The sequence below is a fragment of the Streptomyces sp. NPDC058758 genome, assembly GCF_042746075.1.
GTDB lineage: Bacteria > Actinomycetota > Actinomycetes > Streptomycetales > Streptomycetaceae > Streptomyces.
Window position 1 is genome coordinate 114747 of the sequence record NZ_JBHYPS010000014.1, and the last position, 19520, is coordinate 134266.

22 protein-coding genes are annotated in these 19520 nt (G+C 72.3%); 12 read left to right on the plus strand and 10 right to left on the minus strand.

Features of this window, described 5'->3' with window-relative positions:
- Position 1: 1 nt before the first annotated feature.
- Both ACFW6A_RS19020 and ACFW6A_RS19025 read right to left on the minus strand, forming a co-directional pair.
- A complete protein-coding gene (locus ACFW6A_RS19020) occupies positions 2-910 on the minus strand; it encodes a hypothetical protein (protein WP_386641566.1) in 909 nt (302 codons plus the stop codon).
- A gap of 86 nt (positions 911-996) precedes the next feature.
- A complete protein-coding gene (locus ACFW6A_RS19025) occupies positions 997-1215 on the minus strand; it encodes a hypothetical protein (protein ID WP_351844859.1) in 219 nt (72 codons plus the stop codon).
- Between the two features lie 305 nt (positions 1216-1520).
- Here ACFW6A_RS19025 and ACFW6A_RS19030 point away from each other — a divergent pair, with 305 nt between their 5' ends.
- Positions 1521-2390: a hypothetical protein gene (locus ACFW6A_RS19030; protein WP_386641569.1), complete on the plus strand. Its 870-nt coding sequence runs from the start codon at positions 1521-1523 to the stop codon at positions 2388-2390.
- 48 nt (positions 2391-2438) lie between these two features.
- Here the strand turns inward: ACFW6A_RS19030 and ACFW6A_RS19035 are convergent, their stop codons facing one another.
- From ACFW6A_RS19035 to ACFW6A_RS19050, 4 genes are all read right to left on the minus strand, one after another.
- Complete coding sequence (locus ACFW6A_RS19035; RefSeq protein ID WP_386641572.1) at positions 2439-2777, minus strand: hypothetical protein; 339 nt, start codon at positions 2775-2777, stop codon at positions 2439-2441.
- A 113-nt stretch (positions 2778-2890) separates the two neighbouring features.
- Positions 2891-3181, minus strand: coding sequence for a hypothetical protein (locus ACFW6A_RS19040; protein ID WP_351857347.1), 291 nt, complete (start codon positions 3179-3181; stop codon positions 2891-2893).
- A 106-nt stretch (positions 3182-3287) separates the two neighbouring features.
- The gene (locus tag ACFW6A_RS19045) at positions 3288-3896 is read right to left on the minus strand and encodes a phage tail protein (RefSeq protein WP_351845869.1); all 609 of its coding nucleotides are present in this window, start codon (positions 3894-3896) and stop codon (positions 3288-3290) included.
- A 172-nt stretch (positions 3897-4068) separates the two neighbouring features.
- Positions 4069-4479 carry a hypothetical protein gene (locus tag ACFW6A_RS19050; protein WP_386486024.1) on the minus strand — a complete coding sequence of 137 codons (411 nt, stop codon included), beginning with the start codon at positions 4477-4479 and terminating at the stop codon, positions 4069-4071.
- Positions 4480-4788: 309 nt separating this feature from the next.
- Between ACFW6A_RS19050 and ACFW6A_RS19055 the strand changes: the two genes are divergently transcribed.
- Positions 4789-5619 carry a hypothetical protein gene (locus ACFW6A_RS19055; protein WP_386641575.1) on the plus strand — a complete coding sequence of 277 codons (831 nt, stop codon included), beginning with the start codon at positions 4789-4791 and terminating at the stop codon, positions 5617-5619.
- A 58-nt stretch (positions 5620-5677) separates the two neighbouring features.
- Here ACFW6A_RS19055 and ACFW6A_RS19060 read toward each other — a convergent pair whose 3' ends face one another.
- From ACFW6A_RS19060 to ACFW6A_RS19070, 3 genes are read right to left on the minus strand one after another with little or no spacing between them, the layout of a single operon-like run.
- Complete coding sequence (locus ACFW6A_RS19060; protein ID WP_386486030.1) at positions 5678-5881, minus strand: hypothetical protein; 204 nt, start codon at positions 5879-5881, stop codon at positions 5678-5680.
- Positions 5875-6720, minus strand: a complete 846-nt coding sequence (locus ACFW6A_RS19065) for a hypothetical protein (protein ID WP_386641578.1) — start codon at positions 6718-6720, stop codon at positions 5875-5877. Before ACFW6A_RS19065 ends, ACFW6A_RS19060 begins: the two co-directional genes overlap by 7 nt.
- The gene (locus ACFW6A_RS19070; RefSeq protein ID WP_386641581.1) at positions 6713-7057 is read right to left on the minus strand and encodes a WhiB family transcriptional regulator; all 345 of its coding nucleotides are present in this window, start codon (positions 7055-7057) and stop codon (positions 6713-6715) included. Before ACFW6A_RS19070 ends, ACFW6A_RS19065 begins: the two co-directional genes overlap by 8 nt.
- Before the next feature lie 244 nt (positions 7058-7301).
- On the opposite strand from ACFW6A_RS19070, the gene ACFW6A_RS19075 reads away from it, so the two are divergent.
- From ACFW6A_RS19075 to tuf, 5 genes are all read left to right on the plus strand, one after another.
- On the plus strand, positions 7302-7751 hold the full coding sequence (locus ACFW6A_RS19075; protein ID WP_351845855.1) for a helix-turn-helix transcriptional regulator: 450 nt from the start codon (positions 7302-7304) through the stop codon (positions 7749-7751).
- Between the two features lie 538 nt (positions 7752-8289).
- Positions 8290-8661, plus strand: a complete 372-nt coding sequence (rpsL, locus tag ACFW6A_RS19080; protein WP_003948652.1) for a 30S ribosomal protein S12 — start codon at positions 8290-8292, stop codon at positions 8659-8661.
- Between the two features lie 2 nt (positions 8662-8663).
- Complete coding sequence (gene rpsG, locus ACFW6A_RS19085; protein ID WP_030494244.1) at positions 8664-9134, plus strand: 30S ribosomal protein S7; 471 nt, start codon at positions 8664-8666, stop codon at positions 9132-9134.
- Positions 9135-9173: 39 nt separating this feature from the next.
- Positions 9174-11300: an elongation factor G gene (gene fusA / locus ACFW6A_RS19090; RefSeq protein ID WP_351845852.1), complete on the plus strand. Its 2127-nt coding sequence runs from the start codon at positions 9174-9176 to the stop codon at positions 11298-11300.
- Between the two features lie 144 nt (positions 11301-11444).
- Positions 11445-12638 carry an elongation factor Tu gene (tuf, locus tag ACFW6A_RS19095; RefSeq protein ID WP_043230265.1) on the plus strand — a complete coding sequence of 398 codons (1194 nt, stop codon included), beginning with the start codon at positions 11445-11447 and terminating at the stop codon, positions 12636-12638.
- 115 nt (positions 12639-12753) lie between these two features.
- On the opposite strand, the gene ACFW6A_RS19100 is transcribed toward tuf, so the two are convergent.
- Complete coding sequence (locus tag ACFW6A_RS19100) at positions 12754-14730, minus strand: PIG-L family deacetylase (RefSeq protein ID WP_386641585.1); 1977 nt, start codon at positions 14728-14730, stop codon at positions 12754-12756.
- A gap of 287 nt (positions 14731-15017) precedes the next feature.
- On the opposite strand from ACFW6A_RS19100, the gene gdhA reads away from it, so the two are divergent.
- From gdhA to rplC, 5 genes are all read left to right on the plus strand, one after another.
- Positions 15018-16376: an NADP-specific glutamate dehydrogenase gene (gene gdhA / locus ACFW6A_RS19105; protein ID WP_351845877.1), complete on the plus strand. Its 1359-nt coding sequence runs from the start codon at positions 15018-15020 to the stop codon at positions 16374-16376.
- A gap of 138 nt (positions 16377-16514) precedes the next feature.
- The gene (locus tag ACFW6A_RS19110) at positions 16515-16877 is read left to right on the plus strand and encodes a YciI family protein (RefSeq protein ID WP_351845847.1); all 363 of its coding nucleotides are present in this window, start codon (positions 16515-16517) and stop codon (positions 16875-16877) included.
- Complete coding sequence (locus ACFW6A_RS19115) at positions 16874-18115, plus strand: DUF6596 domain-containing protein (RefSeq protein ID WP_351845845.1); 1242 nt, start codon at positions 16874-16876, stop codon at positions 18113-18115. Before ACFW6A_RS19110 ends, ACFW6A_RS19115 begins: the two co-directional genes overlap by 4 nt.
- Positions 18116-18552: 437 nt before the next feature.
- The gene (gene rpsJ, locus ACFW6A_RS19120; RefSeq protein WP_003948644.1) at positions 18553-18861 is read left to right on the plus strand and encodes a 30S ribosomal protein S10; all 309 of its coding nucleotides are present in this window, start codon (positions 18553-18555) and stop codon (positions 18859-18861) included.
- Positions 18862-18872: 11 nt separating this feature from the next.
- Entirely contained in the window at positions 18873-19517 is a 645-nt protein-coding gene (rplC, locus tag ACFW6A_RS19125; RefSeq protein WP_043230269.1) for a 50S ribosomal protein L3, read from the plus strand.
- Positions 19518-19520 lie beyond the last annotated feature (3 nt).

The following is a 19520-nucleotide window of genomic DNA, read 5'->3' on the forward strand; positions in this document are numbered from 1 at the left end:
GTCAGGCGAGAACGGTGGCGACGCGCGTGGCCTCTTCCTTGAGCTGCTGGAACGAGGTCTTCAGCTCGTCGACGGTGCGGCCGAGGTTCCGCGTCTCCGTCCGGGTGTTCTGGAGGTCCTGCGGGATCCTGCCGGGCTTGAAGTCCGCCATGACCGTCTTGAGGGTGCCGACGTGGGTGGCGAGGGTCTCGATCGTCTCGGGCCTGCTGGCCTCGACGGCGTCGTTGACCTTGCCGATGCCCGTGGCGAGCTTGCCGAGTTCGCGGGGGCTCGCCATCCGCTTGATGCCCTTGTTGAACACCAGGATGCGGCGGTTGACCTGGCCGAGCTTCTGGTACAGGGGCTCCAGGGTCGCCGGGTCCGGCGGGGTGTTGGTGCCGGTGACGGCGCCGTTGGCCTCGCGGCCCTCGACGGTGGTGGCGTTCTGGGGGCGGATGCCGCGACCGCTGTCGGAGGTGGCCAGGACGGTCTCCCGGCCGGTGAAGAACTTGGAGACCGCCTTCTGGATGCCGCGCTGGAGCACCTTGAGGTTCAGCGCGAGGATGGCGATGAACGCCGGGACGGCGAGCCCCATGAAGCCCGAGAGCAGGTAGACGGGCCACCACTTGCTGCCCTCGTGGAACTTCTCCAGGGCGGAGGCGAAGCCGTCCAGGCCCATGGCTTCGAGCCACTCGGTCTTCTTCGCCTTGGTGAGCTCGTCGTACATCGCCTGGAACCGCTCGGCGAACTTCTCCGGCAGCTGCTTCTCGAGCCACTGCCGGGTCACCAGCCCCGGCTCCTTGTTGATGAGGTGTTCCTTGAGCTCGGAGAGCTTCGACTCCTCCGGCTTGTCCTTGTTGGGCCTGTCGACGAGCAGGGCGTTCTTGAGTTCGGAGATCCTGTCGAGGATCTCCTGGTCCTTCGTGGTCATGATTGCTCCGCTTCCGGCCCGTGGGGGCCAAGCGCCGAAAAGCCCCCGCCGGTCTCCGGCGGGGGCTCGTTCGCAGGGGCGGTGCGCTACGGCTGGGCGTCGTGGTCCCGGCGGGGGGCACGCCGCGCCGTCGCGAGGGCGTCGTTCCAGCCGGCGGCGTACGCGAGGGTCTCGCGGCGGGAGACCTCGGCGCACAGGGTGCCGAGCAGGACCCTCTTGTCGAGGGCGGCGGGTCCGTCGAGGAGCTGGCGAAGGCGGTCCTGGAGGGGGATGTGCGGTCGCGGTGCCTCGCCCGGCTGAGTCATGGACGCCTGCCTTCCTTTGCTTGCCCGTGCGTGCGTGGCGGCGCCGCGTGCGTGGGAAGAGCGGGGGCACCACGTTTTCGAACTACTGTGCGAACAGAGTGTGGAACATACGTTCGAGGTTTGTCGAGCGAGAAGGGGCTGACGGTGTGTCTTCTCGTCAGGTTCCCGAACGAGTTGGCCGTGATCGAAAGGAAAACCGGACCGGGTAATCTGGAGGGTGCTCTCCCGGACCTGACCGCTCCGGGGCGGCACGGGGCGCGAGGGGCGCGCGGGGACCCCAGGGGGCTGGAAGGCAGCACTGGCACATGGACACGGAGACGGACGCCGACCGGCGGGAGCGGGTGGTCGACTGGCTCGCCTCCCACCCGGACCTGCCCCACCTCTTCGCACGGCTCTCCGAACTCGTCCACGTCTTCGGGCACGCCCCCGAGGAACTCGTCGTGATCCCCCGGTCCGAGATCGACCGCCGGGAGACCACCGCCTTCACCTCCGGCTGGGCCGAGGCCGTCTCCGACGAACTCCCGCGCATCCGGAGGGAGTACGAGCGCCGCGTCGCCGACGCCTACGCCCAGGGCCAGAGCGACGGCCGCGGCATCAGACGGCCGCAGCGCCGCACGGACACCGGCCCGCAGGACGGCGCCCGGGTCATCGCCCTGCCCTTCGCACGGCTCCTCGAACCGCCCGCCTCCGTCGTCGAGGCGGAGGAACGGGTGCGCAGGGAGCGCGCGCTGTTCGAACAGGGCGCCGCACCGGAGGGCGACCCGGGGGACGAGGACGGGGCGGGGACGGGAGGAGGGGTCGGGGCCGGGGACGGAGGCGGGGCCGGCCCCGTGGGCGAACCCGAAGGCGGCCTCGGTCTCGGGCCCGCGACCGGGCCCGAGACCGAGGCCGGGCCCGAGTACGGCCGGGAGTCCGCGCCCGACGCCCTGGTCACGGCCCAGGAGAGCCGCGCCCGGCGCGCCGCGCGGCCCGTGCGGAAGGTCGTACGGGGCAAGGGCGGCCGTCCGATCGTCCCGCCGCTCTCCCACGTCCCCGCCCAGCAGGCCGGCGGCTCCGGCGAACGCCGGGACGCCGAGTCCCGCAGGTCCCGCACGCTCTCCGAGCGCGCCAAGGCCCTGGAGGAGGAACTGGCCGCCGAACGCGCCCAGGAAGCACCTCCGGAGTCCGCCCCCTGACGGGAACGGACTCCGGGAGGGCGGTGCCGCCGGGGCGGCCGGGCGGGGTCAGCCGAAGAAGCGGGCCAGCTGGCCGGGGGAGACGGCCGGGGGCGCCTTCCCGCCGTCGGGGGCGGAGGCCGCCCCGGAGGACCCGTCCGCACCGGGCCCGCCCCCGTCCTCCTCGCTCTCCTCGTCCTCCCCGGGCTTCGGCCGGGGCACCGGCTGCGGGAACTCCGGCGTCTCGTCGTCCTCCCCGCTGTTGACGCAGGAGAACATCCAGTTGGCGACGGCCAGGTGGTCCACCGCCGCCGCCAGCAGGTGGTCGGTGACCGACCAGTCGGCCGCCTCGCCGTGGAGGTCGCGCTGGAGCGCGCTGTCCCGGGGCAGGTGCTTGATCAGCACCATCAGCCGCCGGCTGGACAGCTCGCCCCGGTGCCAGTCGAGGATGTCGGTCCCGTAGTAGCGGATCAGGTCCGCTTCGAGGGCCTCGGCGTGTTCGTCGACGAACTCGACGAGGCTCAGTCTTCCCCCAGGCCGAGCCCGGTCTCCTTGCCGTACGCCTCCAGGATCGCGGCGATGTCCTGCATGGTGACCTCGTGCTCCTCGAAGCGGGCGAACTCCTCGGCGCCCATCAGGAGCGCGAGCAGCCCGTCCACGTCGTTGTCGTCGAGCTTGCGCAGCCCCTTCGCGGTCGTGCGGGAGAGCTCCGTCGGGAGGGTGAAGGTGTCGCCGTCCAGCTCGAAGGTCCAGGAGCGGCCGCGGCCCTCCTGGCGCTGGGCGCGGGCGGCGTTGACGTCGAAACGGGCCATGGCGATGCGTACTCCTTGGTCGGGTGCGTCGGGTGCGTCGGGTGCGTGGGGTGGGGAGGGGGCCCGGGGCGGGACGGCGCTCGGCCGTCCCGCCCCGGAGGGTGGATCAGGCCGAGGCCGTGCCGTACTGGCCGTCCTTCATGAGGAAGGTCGCCAGCGGCTTGCCGTCGCCGTTCGACATGGCGGTGAAGGTGACGCCGAGGGTGGACGCCGCCTTGCGGGCCAGCTTGATGTCGTCGGAAGCGGTGACCTGGCCGCGCGGGATGATGAAGCGGTAGGTGACCGCGACGCCGCCGACCTTCACGTCGGTGAACTCCAGGCCGAGGGCGCGGGCGTCCGCGTACGGGCGCTCGGCGATCTCGTACTTGTACGTGTCGGTCGACGCGGCCGGCTCCGCCTCGACCTTGCCGCCGCCCATGAAGAACGGCAGCGTGTCCTCGTTGAACTGCAGCATCGAGAACTTCAGCGAGAGGTCGCGGCTGGAGTAGATGAAGTGCACCGGGGAGACCGACTGCCAGGTGTCGATCGGCTCCAGCTTGTCCTTCTTGGAGAAGGTGACGCCGTCGCCGGTGGTGTAGCCGAGGTTCGTCCAGGTCGTCGCGGACCAGTCGGCGGCCGGGTCGGCGCCGAAGGACGGGGCGGCCGCGCCGGCGGCGGCGACGAAGAGCTTGCCGGTGCCGGCGACGCGGATCTCGGCCGAGTTGTTTCCTGCCATGGTGGGTTTCTCCTTGTGAGGGTGAGGGCACCGCGCCCGGGCGAGGGAAGGCCCGGGCACGGCAAAGGCCCCGCCGGGCGGCGGGGCCTTGTCGGTGGGGCCGGACGGGGTCCGGCGGGCCGTCGCGGGACGGCGGGGGAGCGGCGCGCGGAAGGGGCGGCCGCCCCGGCCGTCAGAAGACGGTGAGGGAGAGGCGCAGCACGCAGAGGTAGCGGTTCGCGCCCCGGTAGAGGTAGTCGGGCAGCCAGCGCGGGCCGTCCTGCTCCTCCACGTCGTGGACGACGTTGCCCGCGCCGACCTGCTTGCCGAGGGTGGCGAGCAGGGCGCGCCGGGCGCCGTTGGCGAGGACGTGGGCGGCCTCCTTGGTGGGGCCGTACACCTCGAACTCGATCAGCGGCATGTCGACGTGGAGGTCGCCGATCCAGGCGCCGCCGCGGCGGTTGACCAGGACGGCGGCCTGGGTGCCGTCGAAGCCGGCGGGCGGCTGGACGGCGATCACCGCCCCGGCCAGGGCCGGGTCGGCCTTGAGGACGTCGACGACCAGCTTCTCGACGTCCGGGAACGCACTCGGGGGAGTGGTCATGACGGTTCTCCTCGGGAGGGAGGGGCGGTGGGGAGGGCAGGGGAGGGGCCGCCGTCCGGGGTTCCCGCGGGGGAGGGGGCGAGGGGCGCGGGAACGCGCCCGGACGGCGGACGGCGGAGCCGCCGCCCGTCCTGCGGGCGCAGCTCCGCCGCTGCGCCAACTGTGACAGAGAGCGTGCGCGCACGCAACTAGTTCGGTGGCCGACCGGGCCGACCTCTCGGGCGTGCGGCCCTGACCTGCGGAAACGTCTTCCGAAGAGCCGGTGCCCGCCGATAGGTTGGCCCTCCCCGACCCCCCGAGGAGCCGCCCGTGTCCGCCGACCGCCCCCGCCTGCTCTACGTCACCGACCTCGCCTACCCGGCCCGCGGACGCCGCTACTGCGACGAGGACATCGACCTCACCGCCCGCCTCCGCGCCTCCTTCGACCTCGCCCTCTGCCACCCCCGCGACGCCGCCGCCCTCATGGACTCCTTCGACGCCGTCGTCGTCCGCAACAGCGGCCCGGTCCTCCACCACCAGGAGGCGTACGACCGCTTCCGCGAGCGCGCCGCCGCCCTCGGCACCCGCGTCTACAACCCGCTCCACGGCCGCGGGGACATGGCGGGCAAGCAGTACCTCCTCGACCTCACCGCCGAAGGCCTCCCCGTCATCCCCACGGTCGACCGGCCGGAGGACCTGCACCGCCTGCCCGAGGCCGGGGAGTACGCGGTCAAGCCCAGGACCGGCGCCGACTCCATAGGACTGCGCTTCGTCCCGTACGCCGAACTCCCCGCCCTCGCGGCCGGCGGCGACCTCCTCGTCCAGCCCCGGATCGACTTCCGGTACGAGGTCTCCTTCTACTTCGTCGACGACCGCTTCCAGTACGCGCTGTACGCCCCCGACCCCGCGCGCCGCTGGGAGCTGGTGCCGTACGAGTCCACCGCGGCCGACCTCGACTTCGCGCGCCGCTTCGTCGCCTGGAACACCCTGCGCCACGGCGTCCAGCGGGTGGACGCCTGCCGGGCGCCGGACGGCGGGCTGCTCCTGGTCGAGCTGGAGGACCTCAACCCGTACCTCTCCCTCGACCGCGTCGGCGAGCCGGTCCGCGCCCGCTTCGCCGCGGAACTGACCCGCTCGCTCCGGGACTTCCTGAAGGCATGACGAAGCGCCCCCGCGTCCGTCGGGACACGGGGGCGCCGTGGGCGGCCCTCGAACGGGCTCAGACGGTACGGGGGCGGCGGCGGGTCGCCCGCTCCGCCGCGAAGACGTCCTCCAGGCGGAAGAGCTGGGCCCGGCCCGCCTTGCCCGCGGCCCGCAGGTGGCCCAGCTGGACCCACTTGCGGATGGTGGCGGGGGCGACGCCCGCCTCCTCGGCGGCGAGCGGGCCGGGGATCAGGACCGGCAGGTGGGGGGTGCTCAGCATGCGGTCTCCTCCGTGCGGGTCGTGTCGTCCGTGTGGTTCGTGCCGTCCGTGTGGTTCGTGCCGTCCGGGCGGGTCGTGCCGTCCGTGCGGTCCGTGCAGGCCGTGGCGTCCGGGCCGTTCGCGTCGTCCATCGCCGCCGCCATCTCCTCCGTGCTGGCCCCGGAGGCGTCGGCCAGTTCCGGCCACTCCGCCTCCCGCCACAGGTGCCGGTAGGCGGGGTCGTCCTGGCAGCCGCAGACCGGGTCCGCGCACACGCAGGCCGGGTTGACGCAGAGCACCGCCCGCCGGTCGGGGAAGGCGCGCAGCGAGACCGAGTCGCACCAGGGGCAGCGGCCCGCCACCCGGACGACCGTCTCGGCCTCGCCGAGGGTGCGGGCGCACCGGCGGGCCATCCGCCGGATCTCGTCCCGCACGTGCCGGGCGAGGTCCGGGTGGGCCGCGACGCCGTCGAGCAGGGCGACGATCCGGCGCAGCCGGTCCGTCACCCCGGCCCGCGGCGGCCGGGGCAGGCCGAGCCGCGCGTGCACGGCCTCCTCCAGCTCCACCACGCCGTCGGTGACGTCCCGGATGCAGTCCGAGACGTGGAGCCGGATCGGGGCGGCGCCGTGACCGGGGACGGCGAGCCCGTGCCGCTGCTCCAGGAGCAGTGCCTCGCGCCGCTCCTGGCGGAGGAGTTCGCCGGCGCCGGGGTGCGGGCCGGCGGGCGCGGGGCCGACGGGGGAGCGGCGTACGGGGGCCAGCTCCTCGGCCAGTTCGGGGAAGTGGCGGACGAGGGCGGCGGCCCAGAGCACGGTGTCCCGCAGGACGGCCTCCGCGCCGGCGGCGGAACGTTCAGCCACGGGTGCCCCCGGTGCCCGCGAGCGCGGCGTCGAGCTGGGCGGCGACGGCCCGGACGTCGAACGGGTCGCCGGCCGGCACGGCGCCGGCGGCCCGCCGGGCGCGGGGCGAACGGGGCTTCACGGCGCGTCCGTTGCGCCAGAGGCGGCCGGCGCAGACGCCGTCGAACCAGCTCTCGGCGGGGGCGACGGCCTCCTCGCACTCGCGGGCGACGGGGCAGGCGGCGCAGGCCTCCAGGGCGGGGGCCGCCTGTCGCTCGCGGCGGGCGAAGACGACGGACGGGGAGAGGCCGGCGCACGCGGCGGCGGCCTGCCAGGGGGTGGGGTCGGGCTGGGACAAGACGGTTCTCTCCACGGTCCGGGGCCGCCGGAACACGGGGCACCCCGAAGGGGCCCGGTGTGCGGGAGGCCGGCGAGTGCGGCGGCCAGCAGACTTGCATGTTGCGTGCGAGCTCGCAACTACGGTTGTGGAGGGTTCTTCATCGATTCGACACTATTGCGTGCCCGAAAGCACGTAATTCCGTGCGCGCAAGCACGCTAGAGTGGAGGGCCCGGAGGGTGGGGATGATGAGGGAGCGGTAAGCATGAACACTCAAGGGCTCGACGAGTTCGCCGGCTGGGTCGAAGACCTCATGAGACGGCGCGGGTACGACATCGACAGTCCGCGCGGCGGCGGCAAGTCGCGCATCGCGGACGAGGCCGGCGTCCACCGGGCCGCGGTGACCCGCCTGCTCCAGCGGCAGAGCATGCCCGACCTGGAGACCATGCGCCGCATCGCCCCGCTCCTCGGGGTCTCCGTCCGCGACATGCTGATCCGCTCCGGCCGGGTCACCCCGGAGGAGCTGCCCCTCGCGGCGGACCTCCTCCCGCCGTCCGACTGGCAGCCGACCATGGAGGACTTCGCCCGCTGGCTGGGCGTCCCCGACGACCGCATGGGCGTCTTCGTCAAGGTCGTCAGCCAGTTCCTGGAGCCCGATGCCGCCCCCGGCGAGGACGACCCCCGCGCGGAACCCCGCCGCACGGCCCGCGACTGACCCGCCCCCGGCCCCTGCCCGAACCCCGGGATCCGGATCCCGGGATCCGGACGGTTCCGTCGGCCTCCTCCCGCCGCCCGCCGCGCCCACGGCGGACGGCCGGCCCGTGGGCGGAGCCGGAAGGTCTCGGCTTCCCGGCGGGGGGCGCCCGGCCGCGGATTCCCCAAGTCGCCCCCGGTGCGGGGGAGGTCGGGCGGGTCCCGGACCGCGCGGCGGGCGGGCGGGCTCCGGCCGGGAGGCGTCCGGCGGAAGGGCGGGGTCCGGGGGGCGTCCGGCCGGACGATCTTCGCGGCGGAGGTGGCGGGTTCCATTTCTTTTGACCGCAGTCCGTGCGATAGGTACGCTCATGCCTTGTGCCTGGGGTGTGCCTGGGCTCCTGTGCGTGTCCACAACCGCACGGTGAGTCCGAGAGCGGCCACCGCGATCCGCACCTTTCCGCGCTCAGCGGAAGGTCCCGCGGGTCCGACACGCCCGACCGCGTGGGTCGGTGAATGTTCCAGGTTAGTAGTACTTACGGCACACAGAAACCGGAGAAGTAGTGCCTACGATCCAGCAGCTGGTCCGGAAGGGCCGGCAGGACAAGGTCGAGAAGAACAAGACGCCCGCTCTCGAGGGTTCGCCCCAGCGCCGTGGCGTCTGCACGCGTGTGTTCACGACCACCCCGAAGAAGCCGAACTCGGCCCTCCGTAAGGTCGCGCGTGTGCGTCTGACCAGCGGCATCGAGGTCACGGCCTACATCCCGGGTGAGGGACACAACCTGCAGGAGCACTCCATCGTGCTCGTGCGTGGTGGCCGTGTGAAGGACCTGCCTGGTGTTCGTTACAAGATCATCCGCGGCTCCCTCGACACCCAGGGTGTCAAGAACCGCAAGCAGGCCCGCAGCCGCTACGGCGCCAAGAAGGAGAAGTAAGAATGCCTCGTAAGGGCCCCGCCCCGAAGCGCCCGGTCATCATCGACCCGGTCTACGGTTCTCCTCTTGTCACGTCGCTGATCAACAAGATCCTGCTCGACGGCAAGCGCTCCACCGCCGAGCGCATCGTCTACGGCGCCATGGAGGGCCTGCGCGAGAAGACCGGCGCCGACCCGGTCGTCACGCTGAAGCGCGCCCTCGAGAACGTCAAGCCGGCTCTCGAGGTCAAGTCCCGCCGTGTCGGTGGCGCCACCTACCAGGTGCCGATCGAGGTCAAGCCCGGTCGTGCCTCCACCCTCGCGCTGCGCTGGCTCGTCGGTTACTCCCGCGCCCGCCGCGAGAAGACCATGACCGAGCGCCTCATGAACGAGCTCCTGGACGCCTCCAACGGCCTGGGCGCTTCGGTCAAGAAGCGTGAGGACACGCACAAGATGGCCGAGTCCAACAAGGCCTTCGCGCACTACCGCTGGTAGTCGCAACCCCCATCGAGACCGAGAGAAGACTGAAGCCTTATGGCTACCACTTCGCTTGACCTGGCCAAGGTGCGCAACATCGGCATCATGGCCCACATCGACGCGGGCAAGACGACCACCACCGAGCGGATCCTGTTCTACACCGGCGTTTCGTACAAGATCGGTGAGGTCCACGACGGCGCTGCCACGATGGACTGGATGGAGCAGGAGCAGGAGCGTGGCATCACGATCACGTCCGCTGCCACCACCTGCCACTGGCCGCTCGAGAACGTCGATCACACGATCAACATCATCGACACGCCGGGCCACGTCGACTTCACCGTCGAGGTGGAGCGTTCCCTGCGCGTGCTCGACGGTGCCGTGACCGTGTTCGACGGCGTGGCCGGCGTCGAGCCCCAGTCCGAGACCGTCTGGCGTCAGGCGGACCGCTACGGCGTTCCGCGCATCTGCTTCGTCAACAAGCTCGACCGCACCGGTGCCGACTTCTTCCGCTGCGTCGACATGATCGTGGACCGCCTCGGCGCCACCCCGATCGTGATGCAGCTCCCGATCGGTGCCGAGGCCGACTTCGAGGGCGTCATCGACCTCGTCAAGATGAAGGCCCTCGTCTGGTCCGCCGAGGCGACCAAGGGCGAGATGTACGACGTCGTCGACATCCCTGCCGACAAGCAGGAGCTCGCCGACGAGTACCGCGCCAAGCTCGTCGAGGCCGTCGCCGAGAACGACGAGGAGCTCATGGAGCTCTTCCTCGAGGGCCAGGAGCCCACCGAGGAGCAGCTCTACGCGGCCATCCGTCGCATCACCATCGCCTCCGGCAAGGGCGGCGAGACCACGGTCACCCCCGTGTTCTGTGGCACCGCGTTCAAGAACAAGGGCGTCCAGCCCCTGCTCGACGCCGTCGTCCGCTACCTGCCGTCGCCCCTCGACGTCGAGGCCATCGAGGGCCAGGACGTCAAGGACGCCGAGGTCGTCGTCCGGCGCAAGCCGTCCGACGACGAGCCGCTGGCCGCCCTCGCGTTCAAGATCGCGAGCGACCCGCACCTCGGCAAGCTCACCTTCGTCCGGATCTACTCCGGTCGCCTGGAGGCCGGCACCGCGGTGCTGAACTCCGTCAAGGGCAAGAAGGAGCGCATCGGCAAGATCTACCGCATGCACGCGAACAAGCGTGAGGAGATCGACTCGGTGGGCGCCGGCGACATCGTCGCCGTCATGGGCCTGAAGCAGACCACCACCGGTGAGACGCTGTGCGACGAGAAGAACCCGGTCATCCTGGAGTCCATGGACTTCCCGGCGCCGGTCATCCAGGTCGCGATCGAGCCCAAGTCCAAGGGTGACCAGGAGAAGCTGGGTGTCGCCATCCAGCGTCTCGCGGAGGAGGACCCCTCCTTCCAGGTCCACTCGGACGAGGAGACCGGCCAGACCATCATCGGTGGCATGGGCGAGCTCCACCTCGACATCCTCGTCGACCGCATGCGTCGCGAGTTCAAGGTCGAGGCCAACGTCGGCAAGCCGCAGGTCGCGTACCGCGAGACGATCCGCAAGGCCGTCGAGCGCGTGGACTACACCCACAAGAAGCAGACCGGTGGTACCGGTCAGTTCGCCAAGGTGCAGATCGCGATCGAGCCCATCGAGGGCGGCGAGGCGTCGTACGAGTTCGTGAACAAGGTCACCGGTGGCCGCATCCCGAAGGAGTACATCCCTTCGGTCGACGCGGGTGCGCAGGAGGCCATGCAGTTCGGCATCCTGGCCGGCTACGAGATGACCGGCGTCCGCGTCATCCTTCTCGACGGTGCCTACCACGAGGTCGACTCCTCCGAGCTCGCGTTCAAGATCGCCGGTTCGCAGGCCTTCAAGGAGGCCGCGCGCAAGGCTTCCCCCGTGCTCCTTGAGCCGATGATGGCCGTCGAGGTCACCACGCCCGAGGACTACATGGGTGAGGTCATCGGCGACATCAACTCCCGCCGTGGCCAGATCCAGGCCATGGAGGAGCGTCACGGTGCCCGCATCGTGAAGGGCCTCGTGCCCCTGTCGGAGATGTTCGGCTACGTCGGCGACCTCCGCAGCAAGACCTCGGGTCGCGCAAGCTACTCGATGCAGTTCGACTCCTACGCCGAGGTTCCGCGGAACGTCGCCGAGGAGATCATCGCGAAGGCCAAGGGCGAGTAACGCACCGCGTCCACACGCTTTAGGCTTGACACCGACCGGTGGGGGGCCGTCCCGAGAGGGATACCCCCTGCCGGACGGCACCCCAGCAAAGATCACCTGGCGCCGATGAAGCAAGGCGTTCAGAACCACTCCAGGAGGACCCCAGTGGCGAAGGCGAAGTTCGAGCGGACTAAGCCGCACGTCAACATCGGCACCATCGGTCACATCGACCACGGTAAGACGACCCTCACGGCCGCCATTACCAAGGTGCTGCACGACGCGTACCCGGACCTGAACGAGGCCTCGGCCTTCGACCAGATCGACAAGGCTCCCGAGGAGCGCCAGCGCGGTATCACGATCTCGATCGCGCACGTCGAGTACCAGACCGAGCAGCGTCACTACGCCCACGTCGACTGCCCGGGTCACGCGGACTACATCAAGAACATGATCACCGGTGCCGCGCAGATGGACGGCGCCATCCTCGTGGTCGCCGCCACCGACGGCCCGATGCCGCAGACCAAGGAGCACGTGCTCCTGGCCCGCCAGGTCGGCGTTCCGTACATCGTCGTCGCCCTGAACAAGGCCGACATGGTGGACGACGAGGAGATCCTCGAGCTCGTTGAGCTCGAGGTCCGTGAGCTCCTCTCCGAGTACGAGTTCCCGGGCGACGACCTGCCGGTCGTCCGCGTCTCCGCGCTCAAGGCCCTCGAGGGCGACAAGGAGTGGGGCGAGAAGCTCCTCGGCCTCATGAAGGCCGTGGACGAGTCCATCCCGCAGCCCGAGCGCGACGTCGACAAGCCGTTCCTGATGCCGATCGAGGACGTCTTCACGATCACCGGTCGTGGCACCGTCGTCACCGGCCGCATCGAGCGTGGTGTCCTCAAGGTCAACGAGACCGTCGACATCATCGGCATCAAGACCGAGAAGACCACCACCACGGTCACCGGCATCGAGATGTTCCGCAAGCTCCTCGACGAGGGCCAGGCCGGTGAGAACGTCGGTCTGCTCCTCCGTGGCATCAAGCGCGAGGACGTCGAGCGCGGCCAGGTCATCATCAAGCCCGGCTCGGTCACGCCGCACACCTCCTTCGAGGCCCAGGCGTACATCCTGTCGAAGGACGAGGGTGGCCGTCACACCCCGTTCTTCAACAACTACCGCCCGCAGTTCTACTTCCGTACCACGGACGTGACCGGCGTCGTGACCCTCCCCGAGGGCACCGAGATGGTCATGCCGGGCGACAACACCTCCATGACCGTCGAGCTGATCCAGCCCGTCGCCATGGAGGAGGGCCTCAAGTTCGCCATCCGTGAGGGTGGCCGGACCGTCGGCGCCGGCCAGGTCGTCAAGATCAACGCCTGATCTTGCACTGACCTGGTGGCTCGCAGGAGCCGCTGAGCAGTAGGGGAGGGCCCCGCACCGTCAGGTGCGGGGCCCTCTCGCGTTCCCGGCCGGCCCGGGGGCGCGAGGAGAACCGCTACGGCCGCCAGGACCAGAGCCGGCCGTCCGCGCCCAGCCCCACCACCGTCACGTCCCGGGCGTCCACGTGGAGCGCCGCCGCCACCGCCGCCGGGCCCCGCGCCCGGGTACGCAGCCGCCCGCCGGCCCGGACGCACAGCCGCCCCGCCGCGTCCCTCCCCAGCAGCACCGTGCCCAGTGCGGCCGAGTGCGCCGCCACCACCTCCCCGTAGCCGTCCAGCCCCGCGTCCGCGCCGTCCGGACCGACCAGCCGCGCCGAGGCCGGCGCCCGGTGGTAGAGCCCGCCGCCCGCGCTCGCCGGTCCCGCGGCCGCCGCCGGCAGCGCCCCCGGTGCCTCCCGGCCGTCCACCCAGTGCCGTACGGACTCCCGCCCCGCCGCGTACACGTGCGTCCGCCCCGCCCCGTCCAGCGAGACGGCCAGGCCGTCCTGCACCACCGCGTCCCCCGGCAGCACCCGCCACGGGCCCCAGCCGCCGTCCGGCTCCCGGACCCGCTCGGCGACGCCCCGCGCCGCGTTCCGCACGTACAGCCGCACCCGGCCGTCCGGCGCGGCCACCGCCACCGGCACGCCCAGCCGGCGGCTGCGGTCCGCCCCGCGGTCCGGCGTGCCGAGCCCCCGCCAGGCCGGGAACGGCCCGCCGGGGGAGCGCTGCTCCAGGACGACCACCTCCCGCCGGTTGGGCCCGCCGCGCCCCTCCAGGGCCGCGAAGCGCACCCCGAAGAGCAGCACCCGCCCGTCCGGCAGCACCGCCGAGCCCAGCGCCGGCGCCAGCGGGCCGCCGCCCAGGTCCTCCGGCTCGCCCCACACCCCGGCGGAGGCCTCCCGCCGGCGCACCGCGCGCAGCCCCAGCACCCCGTAGGCGGCGAGCCGCCCGTCCGGCTCCGCGGCGAGCCGCAGCGCCCCGCCCGGCCAGCGGTGGTGGGTGGAGCGGACCCAGCCCTTGCGGTTGGTCAGCGGCCGGCCGCCGCCCACCCCGTAGTCGCCGCACCCCGACGGGTTCCCGCACGCCCAGGCCGGATCGCCGCCGTACGGCACCAGCCGGGCGGCCTTCTCCGCGAGCACCCCGGGCGGCAGGTTCTTCGGCCAGTGCCGGTTGTAGTAGCCGCGGAAGGCGCTCGCCGTGAAGAGCGGCACCGGCGCCCCGGCCCGCACCTCCTCCGCCACCCAGCGGACCAGTGCCGCCCAGCCGAAGCAGGCCGCCGCCGTGTGGTCCCCGTGGTCGGAGAAGCCCCGCTGCTCGGAGTCCCGGCGGCGGGCCGCGTCGTCGCCCGGCTGCACGTCCGGGTCCGGGTCGAGGGTGTGCACCACGGTGGGCCGGTAGCGCCGCAGCAGCCCGGTCAGGACCGCCACCAGACCGTCGTGGTCGTACGGCCCCGGGCGCACGGCCGGCGAGCCCGCGGAGCGGTGCGCCGGCAGCTCCAGGGCCCGGTCCTCCCACAGCGCGGGCAGCGCCGCGTACCGGCGCGGGGTGTGCATCGGCAGGTCCAGGAAGACCAGTTCGACCCGGCGTCCGCCGTGCGCCAGGACCGCCCGCTCGGCCGTCCGCCCGCCGCCGAGCGCCAGCGCCTCGCGCCGCCACGGCGTGAAGAGCGGCAGGCCGAGCGCCTCCGCGTAGCTCTGCCGCAGGCCCTGGCGGCGGGCCGAGGAGTAAGCGGCCCGGTCCGGAGCCGTCCTCGGCATGCCCTTCACCCGGTTGACGCCGGTGTGCTCGCCGGCCGTCACGTAGACGCAGACCACCGGCACCCCGTCGTCGAGCAGCCGCTGCGCGTCCGGGTTCATGAAGTACAGGTCGTCGTCCGGGTGCGCGACGAGCTGGAGCAGCAGCGCCCGGCCCGGCTCCCCGGCGGCGAACGGCTTGCCCGGCGCGGGGTCCGCGACCGGGGAGGCCCGCCGCGGAGCGGGTACGGAACAGCCCGCGGCCAGCGCCGTGGTCACGGCGGTGGCCAGCAGCGTACGGCGGGACGGTCGGTGCACGGCGGATGGCCCTTCCCCCGGGGTCGGTCCCCGGTAAGACGGGCGGCGCGGGGCCGGGGTTGCCCGCCGCGCGGGGGCCGCCGTCGTCTCGCATGCCGGACGAAGGGGAATGCTTACTGGTGTCTGCATTCACATGGATGCAACAGTGGGGTCCTGCGGCGGTCCCAGAGGTGCGGGGGCGCGCGAGGACGCCGCCCGTCAAGGCTCGGCAACGGCGCCGAGCACCGCACCGCTTCCCTGGCGCGCACAGCCGTGCCAGAAGGGGGTACTCCGTGCCGTCCCGTCCCATCGCCGAGACCACCGCCGCCCGGTCCGCCCTCGACGCCCTGCGCGTCGGGATCGAGGAGCGCAACCCGGCCCAGCCCGAGTTCCACCAGGCCGTCCACGAGGTGCTCGACTCCCTCGCGCCGGTGCTCGCCGCCCGCCCCGAGTACGCCGAGCCCGGCCTCCTGGAGCGGCTCGTCGAGCCCGAGCGGCAGATCGTCTTCCGCGTGCCGTGGCAGGACGACCGGGGCCGCGTGCACGTCAACCGCGGCTACCGCGTCGAGTTCAACAGCGCGCTGGGCCCCTACAAGGGCGGCCTGCGCTTCCACCCCTCGGTGAACCTCGGCATCGTGAAGTTCCTCGGCTTCGAGCAGATCTTCAAGAACGCCCTCACCGGCCTCGGCATCGGCGGCGGCAAGGGCGGCAGCGACTTCGACCCGCACGGCCGCTCCGACGCCGAGGTCATGCGCTTCTGCCAGTCGTTCATGACCGAGCTGTACCGCCACCTCGGCGAGCACACCGACGTGCCCGCCGGCGACATCGGCGTGGGCGGCCGGGAGATCGGCTACCTCTTCGGCCAGTACCGGCGCATCACCAATCGCTGGGAGGCCGGCGTCCTCACCGGCAAGGGCACCGGCTGGGGCGGCTCCGCCATCCGACCCGAGGCCACCGGCTACGGCAGCGTGCTCTTCGCCGCCGCCATGCTCCGCGAGCGCGGCGAGGACCTGGAGGGCCAGACCGCCGTCGTCTCCGGCTCCGGGAACGTGGCGCTGTACACGATCGAGAAGCTGCTCGCCCTCGGCGCCAACCCGCTGACCTGTTCCGACTCCAGCGGCTACGTCTACGACGACAAGGGCATCGACCTCGACCTGCTCAAGCAGGTCAAGGAGGTCGAGCGCGGCCGGGTCGCCGACTACGCCGAGCGGCGCGGCGCCTCCGCCCGCTTCGTGCCCGGCGGCCGGGTCTGGGAGGTCCCCGCCGACGTCGCCCTGCCGTCCGCGACCCAGAACGAGCTGGACGAGAACGACGCCGCCGCGCTGGTCCGCAACGGCGTCAAGGCCGTCGCCGAGGGCGCCAACATGCCCACCACCGCCGAGGCCGTCCACCTCCTCCAGCGGGCCGGCGTCGCCTTCGGCCCCGGCAAGGCGGCCAACGCGGGCGGCGTCGCCGTCAGCGCCCTGGAGATGGCCCAGAACCACTCCCGCACGTCCTGGACCGCCGCCCGGGTCGAGGAGGAGCTGGCCGGGATCATGACCGACATCCACCGCACCTGCCACGAGACCGCCGAGCGGTACGGCGCCCCCGGCGACTACGTCACCGGCGCCAACATCGCCGGCTTCGAGCGGGTCGCGGACGCGATGCTCGCGCAGGGCGTGATCTGACCCCGCACGCCCCCGGCACGGCCCGGAAGGATTTTCTCCGAAGATCTTTCCGGGCCGTGTAGAGATCGCCGCGGCGGCTCCGACCGTAGGGTGACAGCGCGCCGGAAGAGGCGCGCGGCACAGGGGAGGACACCCGAGATGAAGTACGTCGCGATGATCTACGGCAACCAGGCCAAGTGGGACGCGTTCCCCGCCGAGGCGTGGCCGGAGGCGATCGCCCGCCAGGAGGCCTTCAACCGGAAGTACCGGGAGACCGGCGAACTCCTCGGCGCCTACGGCCTCGCCGACGCGGCCGCCGCCCAGCTGGTCCGCCGCGAGGACGGCGCTCCGGCCGTCACCGACGGGCCCTACCTGGAGACCAAGGAGTACCTGGCCAGCTTCTACCTCCTGGACTGCGAGTCCCCGGAGCGGGCCCGGGAGATCGCCGCGGACATGCCCTTCGCGGACGTCGACCCGGTGGAGCTGTGGCCGGTCCTGCACGAGTCCGCGGCGGACGTGTGAGCGAGCCGGCCGGCGTCGAGGAGCTGCTGCGGGCCAGCGCCCCGCGGGTCCTCGGCGCGCTCGTCCGCCGCCACGGCGACTTCTACGGCTGCGAGGACGCCGTCCAGGAGGCGCTGATCGCGGCGGCCCGGCAGTGGCCGGAGCAGGGCGTGCCCGAGCGGCCGGAGAGCTGGCTGCTGGCCGTCGCCCGGCGCAGGTACGTCGACCAGGTGCGCAGCGAGGCCGCACGCCGGCGGCGCGAGGACACCGTCGCGCTGGCCACCCCGGCGGCCGAGCTGCTCGCGCCCGCCGCCGACGAGGCGGGCGAGGGGGCCGCGGACGACTCGCTCGCGCTGCTCTTCCTCTGCTGCCACCGGGACCTGTCGCCGCCCAGCCGGATCGCGCTCACCCTGCGGGCGGTCGGCGGTCTCACCACCGCGCAGATCGCGGCCGCGTTCCTGGTGCCGGAGGCGACGATGGCGCAGCGGATCAGCCGCGCCAAGCAGGCCGTCCGGGCGGCCGGGGACTCCCTCGCGCTGCCGGAGGGCGAGGACCGCACCGCCCGGCTCGCCGAGGTCCGGCACGTGCTGTACCTGGTCTTCAACGAGGGCTACACCGCGAGCGGCGGCGAGGAGCTGACCGCGCCCGAGCTGTCCGCGGAGGCGATCCGGCTGGCCCGGCTGCTGCACCGGCTCGTCCCGGAGGACACCGAGACGGCCGGGCTGCTCGCCCTGATGCTGCTCACCGACGCCCGCCGCCCGGCCCGCACGGGCCCGCACGGCGAGCTGGTCCCGCTGGCGGAGCAGGACCGGAGCCGCTGGGACGCGGCCCCGCTGGCCGAGGGCCTCGCCCTGATCGCCCGCACCCTGCCGCGCGGGCGGGTGGGCCCGTACCAGATCCAGGCGGCGATCGCGGCGGTGCACGACGAGGCCGAGTCGGCGGAGGCGACCGACTGGCCGCAGATCCTCGCCCTGTACGAGCTCCTGGAGCGGACGGGCCCCAACCCGATGGTGACCCTGAACCGCGCGGTGGCCGTCGCCATGGTGCACGGCCCGCGGGCCGGCCTGGAGCTGCTCGACGCGCTGGCCGCGGACAAGCGGCTGGCCCGCCACCACCGGCTGTCGGCCGCCCGGGCCCACCTCCTGGAGCTGTCCGGCGACACCGGGGCCGCGGCGGAGGCCTACCGCGAGGCCGCCCGGCACACCACGAGCGCGCCGGAGCGCCGTCACCTCACGGAGCGCGCCCGCCGGCTGGGCTGACCCGCCGGGGCGGTGCCGGAGCCTCCGGAAGCCCGCTCGCCCCCTGCGTGTACCCGAACGTGACGTGGGGTACAGTCTTCGACCCGATTGGCGGGCCGCAGGGGCGGTATGGCAGACTAGCGGGGTTGCTCGGTTGAGTGCCGATGCTGCGCGCCTCCCGTCGGGGGGACCGGAAGCGAGTCCCACAGTACTCGTCGCCCCTTCTCAGGAGCGGACGTACGGGAATCTTCCGGGAAGTGTCAGCGGGGTACCGACCAGGCGCCCGGTGGGTGTTCACCCCCGTTCCGCGGTCCTCGGCCCGCACCCCCTTGGTTGGGAAATCCTTCGGGACTTCTTCGTAGAGGGAGTGCGACACGCCCGACCGCGTGGGTCGGAGGAGAACGCGAATCCGCCGGGTTCCAGAGCGTTTAACGACAAGACAGGACTACGGAGTAGCCATGGCGGGACAGAAGATCCGCATCCGGCTCAAGGCCTACGACCACGAGGTCATCGACTCCTCGGCGAAGAAGATCGTCGAGACGGTGACCCGCACTGGTGCGTCGGTCGCGGGCCCGGTGCCGCTGCCCACTGAGAAGAACGTGTACTGCGTCATCAAGTCGCCGCACAAGTACAAGGACTCGCGCGAGCACTTCGAGATGCGCACGCACAAGCGCCTCATCGACATCCTCGACCCCACGCCGAAGACCGTCGACTCGCTCATGCGTCTCGACCTCCCGGCCGGTGTCGACATCGAGATCAAGCTCTGAGGGCGCGCGAGATGGCTAAGAACATCAAGGGCATCCTGGGCGAGAAGCTCGGCATGACGCAGGTCTGGGACGAGAACAACCGGGTCGTCCCGGTGACCGTCGTCAAGGCCGGCCCGAATGTCGTGACCCAGGTGCGTACGAACGACGTCGACGGCTACGAGTCGGTCCAGATCGCCTTCGGCGAGATCGACCCGCGCAAGGTGAACAAGCCCCTCAAGGGCCACTTCGCCAAGGCCGACGTCACCCCGCGCCGCCACCTCGTCGAGCTGCGTACCGCTGACGCCAGCGAGTACACCCTCGGCCAGGAGATCACCGCCGAGGTCTTCGAGGCGGGCATCAAGGTCGACGTGACCGGCAAGAGCAAGGGCAAGGGCTTCGCCGGTGTCATGAAGCGCCACAACTTCCGTGGTGGCAAGGCCTCCCACGGTGCCCACCGCGTGCACCGCAAGCCGGGTTCGATCGGTGGCTGCGCCACCCCGGGCCGCGTCTTCAAGGGCATGCGCATGGCCGGCCGCATGGGCAACGAGCGCGTGACCACCCAGAACCTGACCGTTCACGCCGTTGACGCGGAGAAGGGCCTGCTCCTGATCAAGGGTGCGGTTCCTGGTCCGAACGGCGGCCTCGTCCTGGTCCGCACCGCGGCCAAGGGGGCCTGAGGA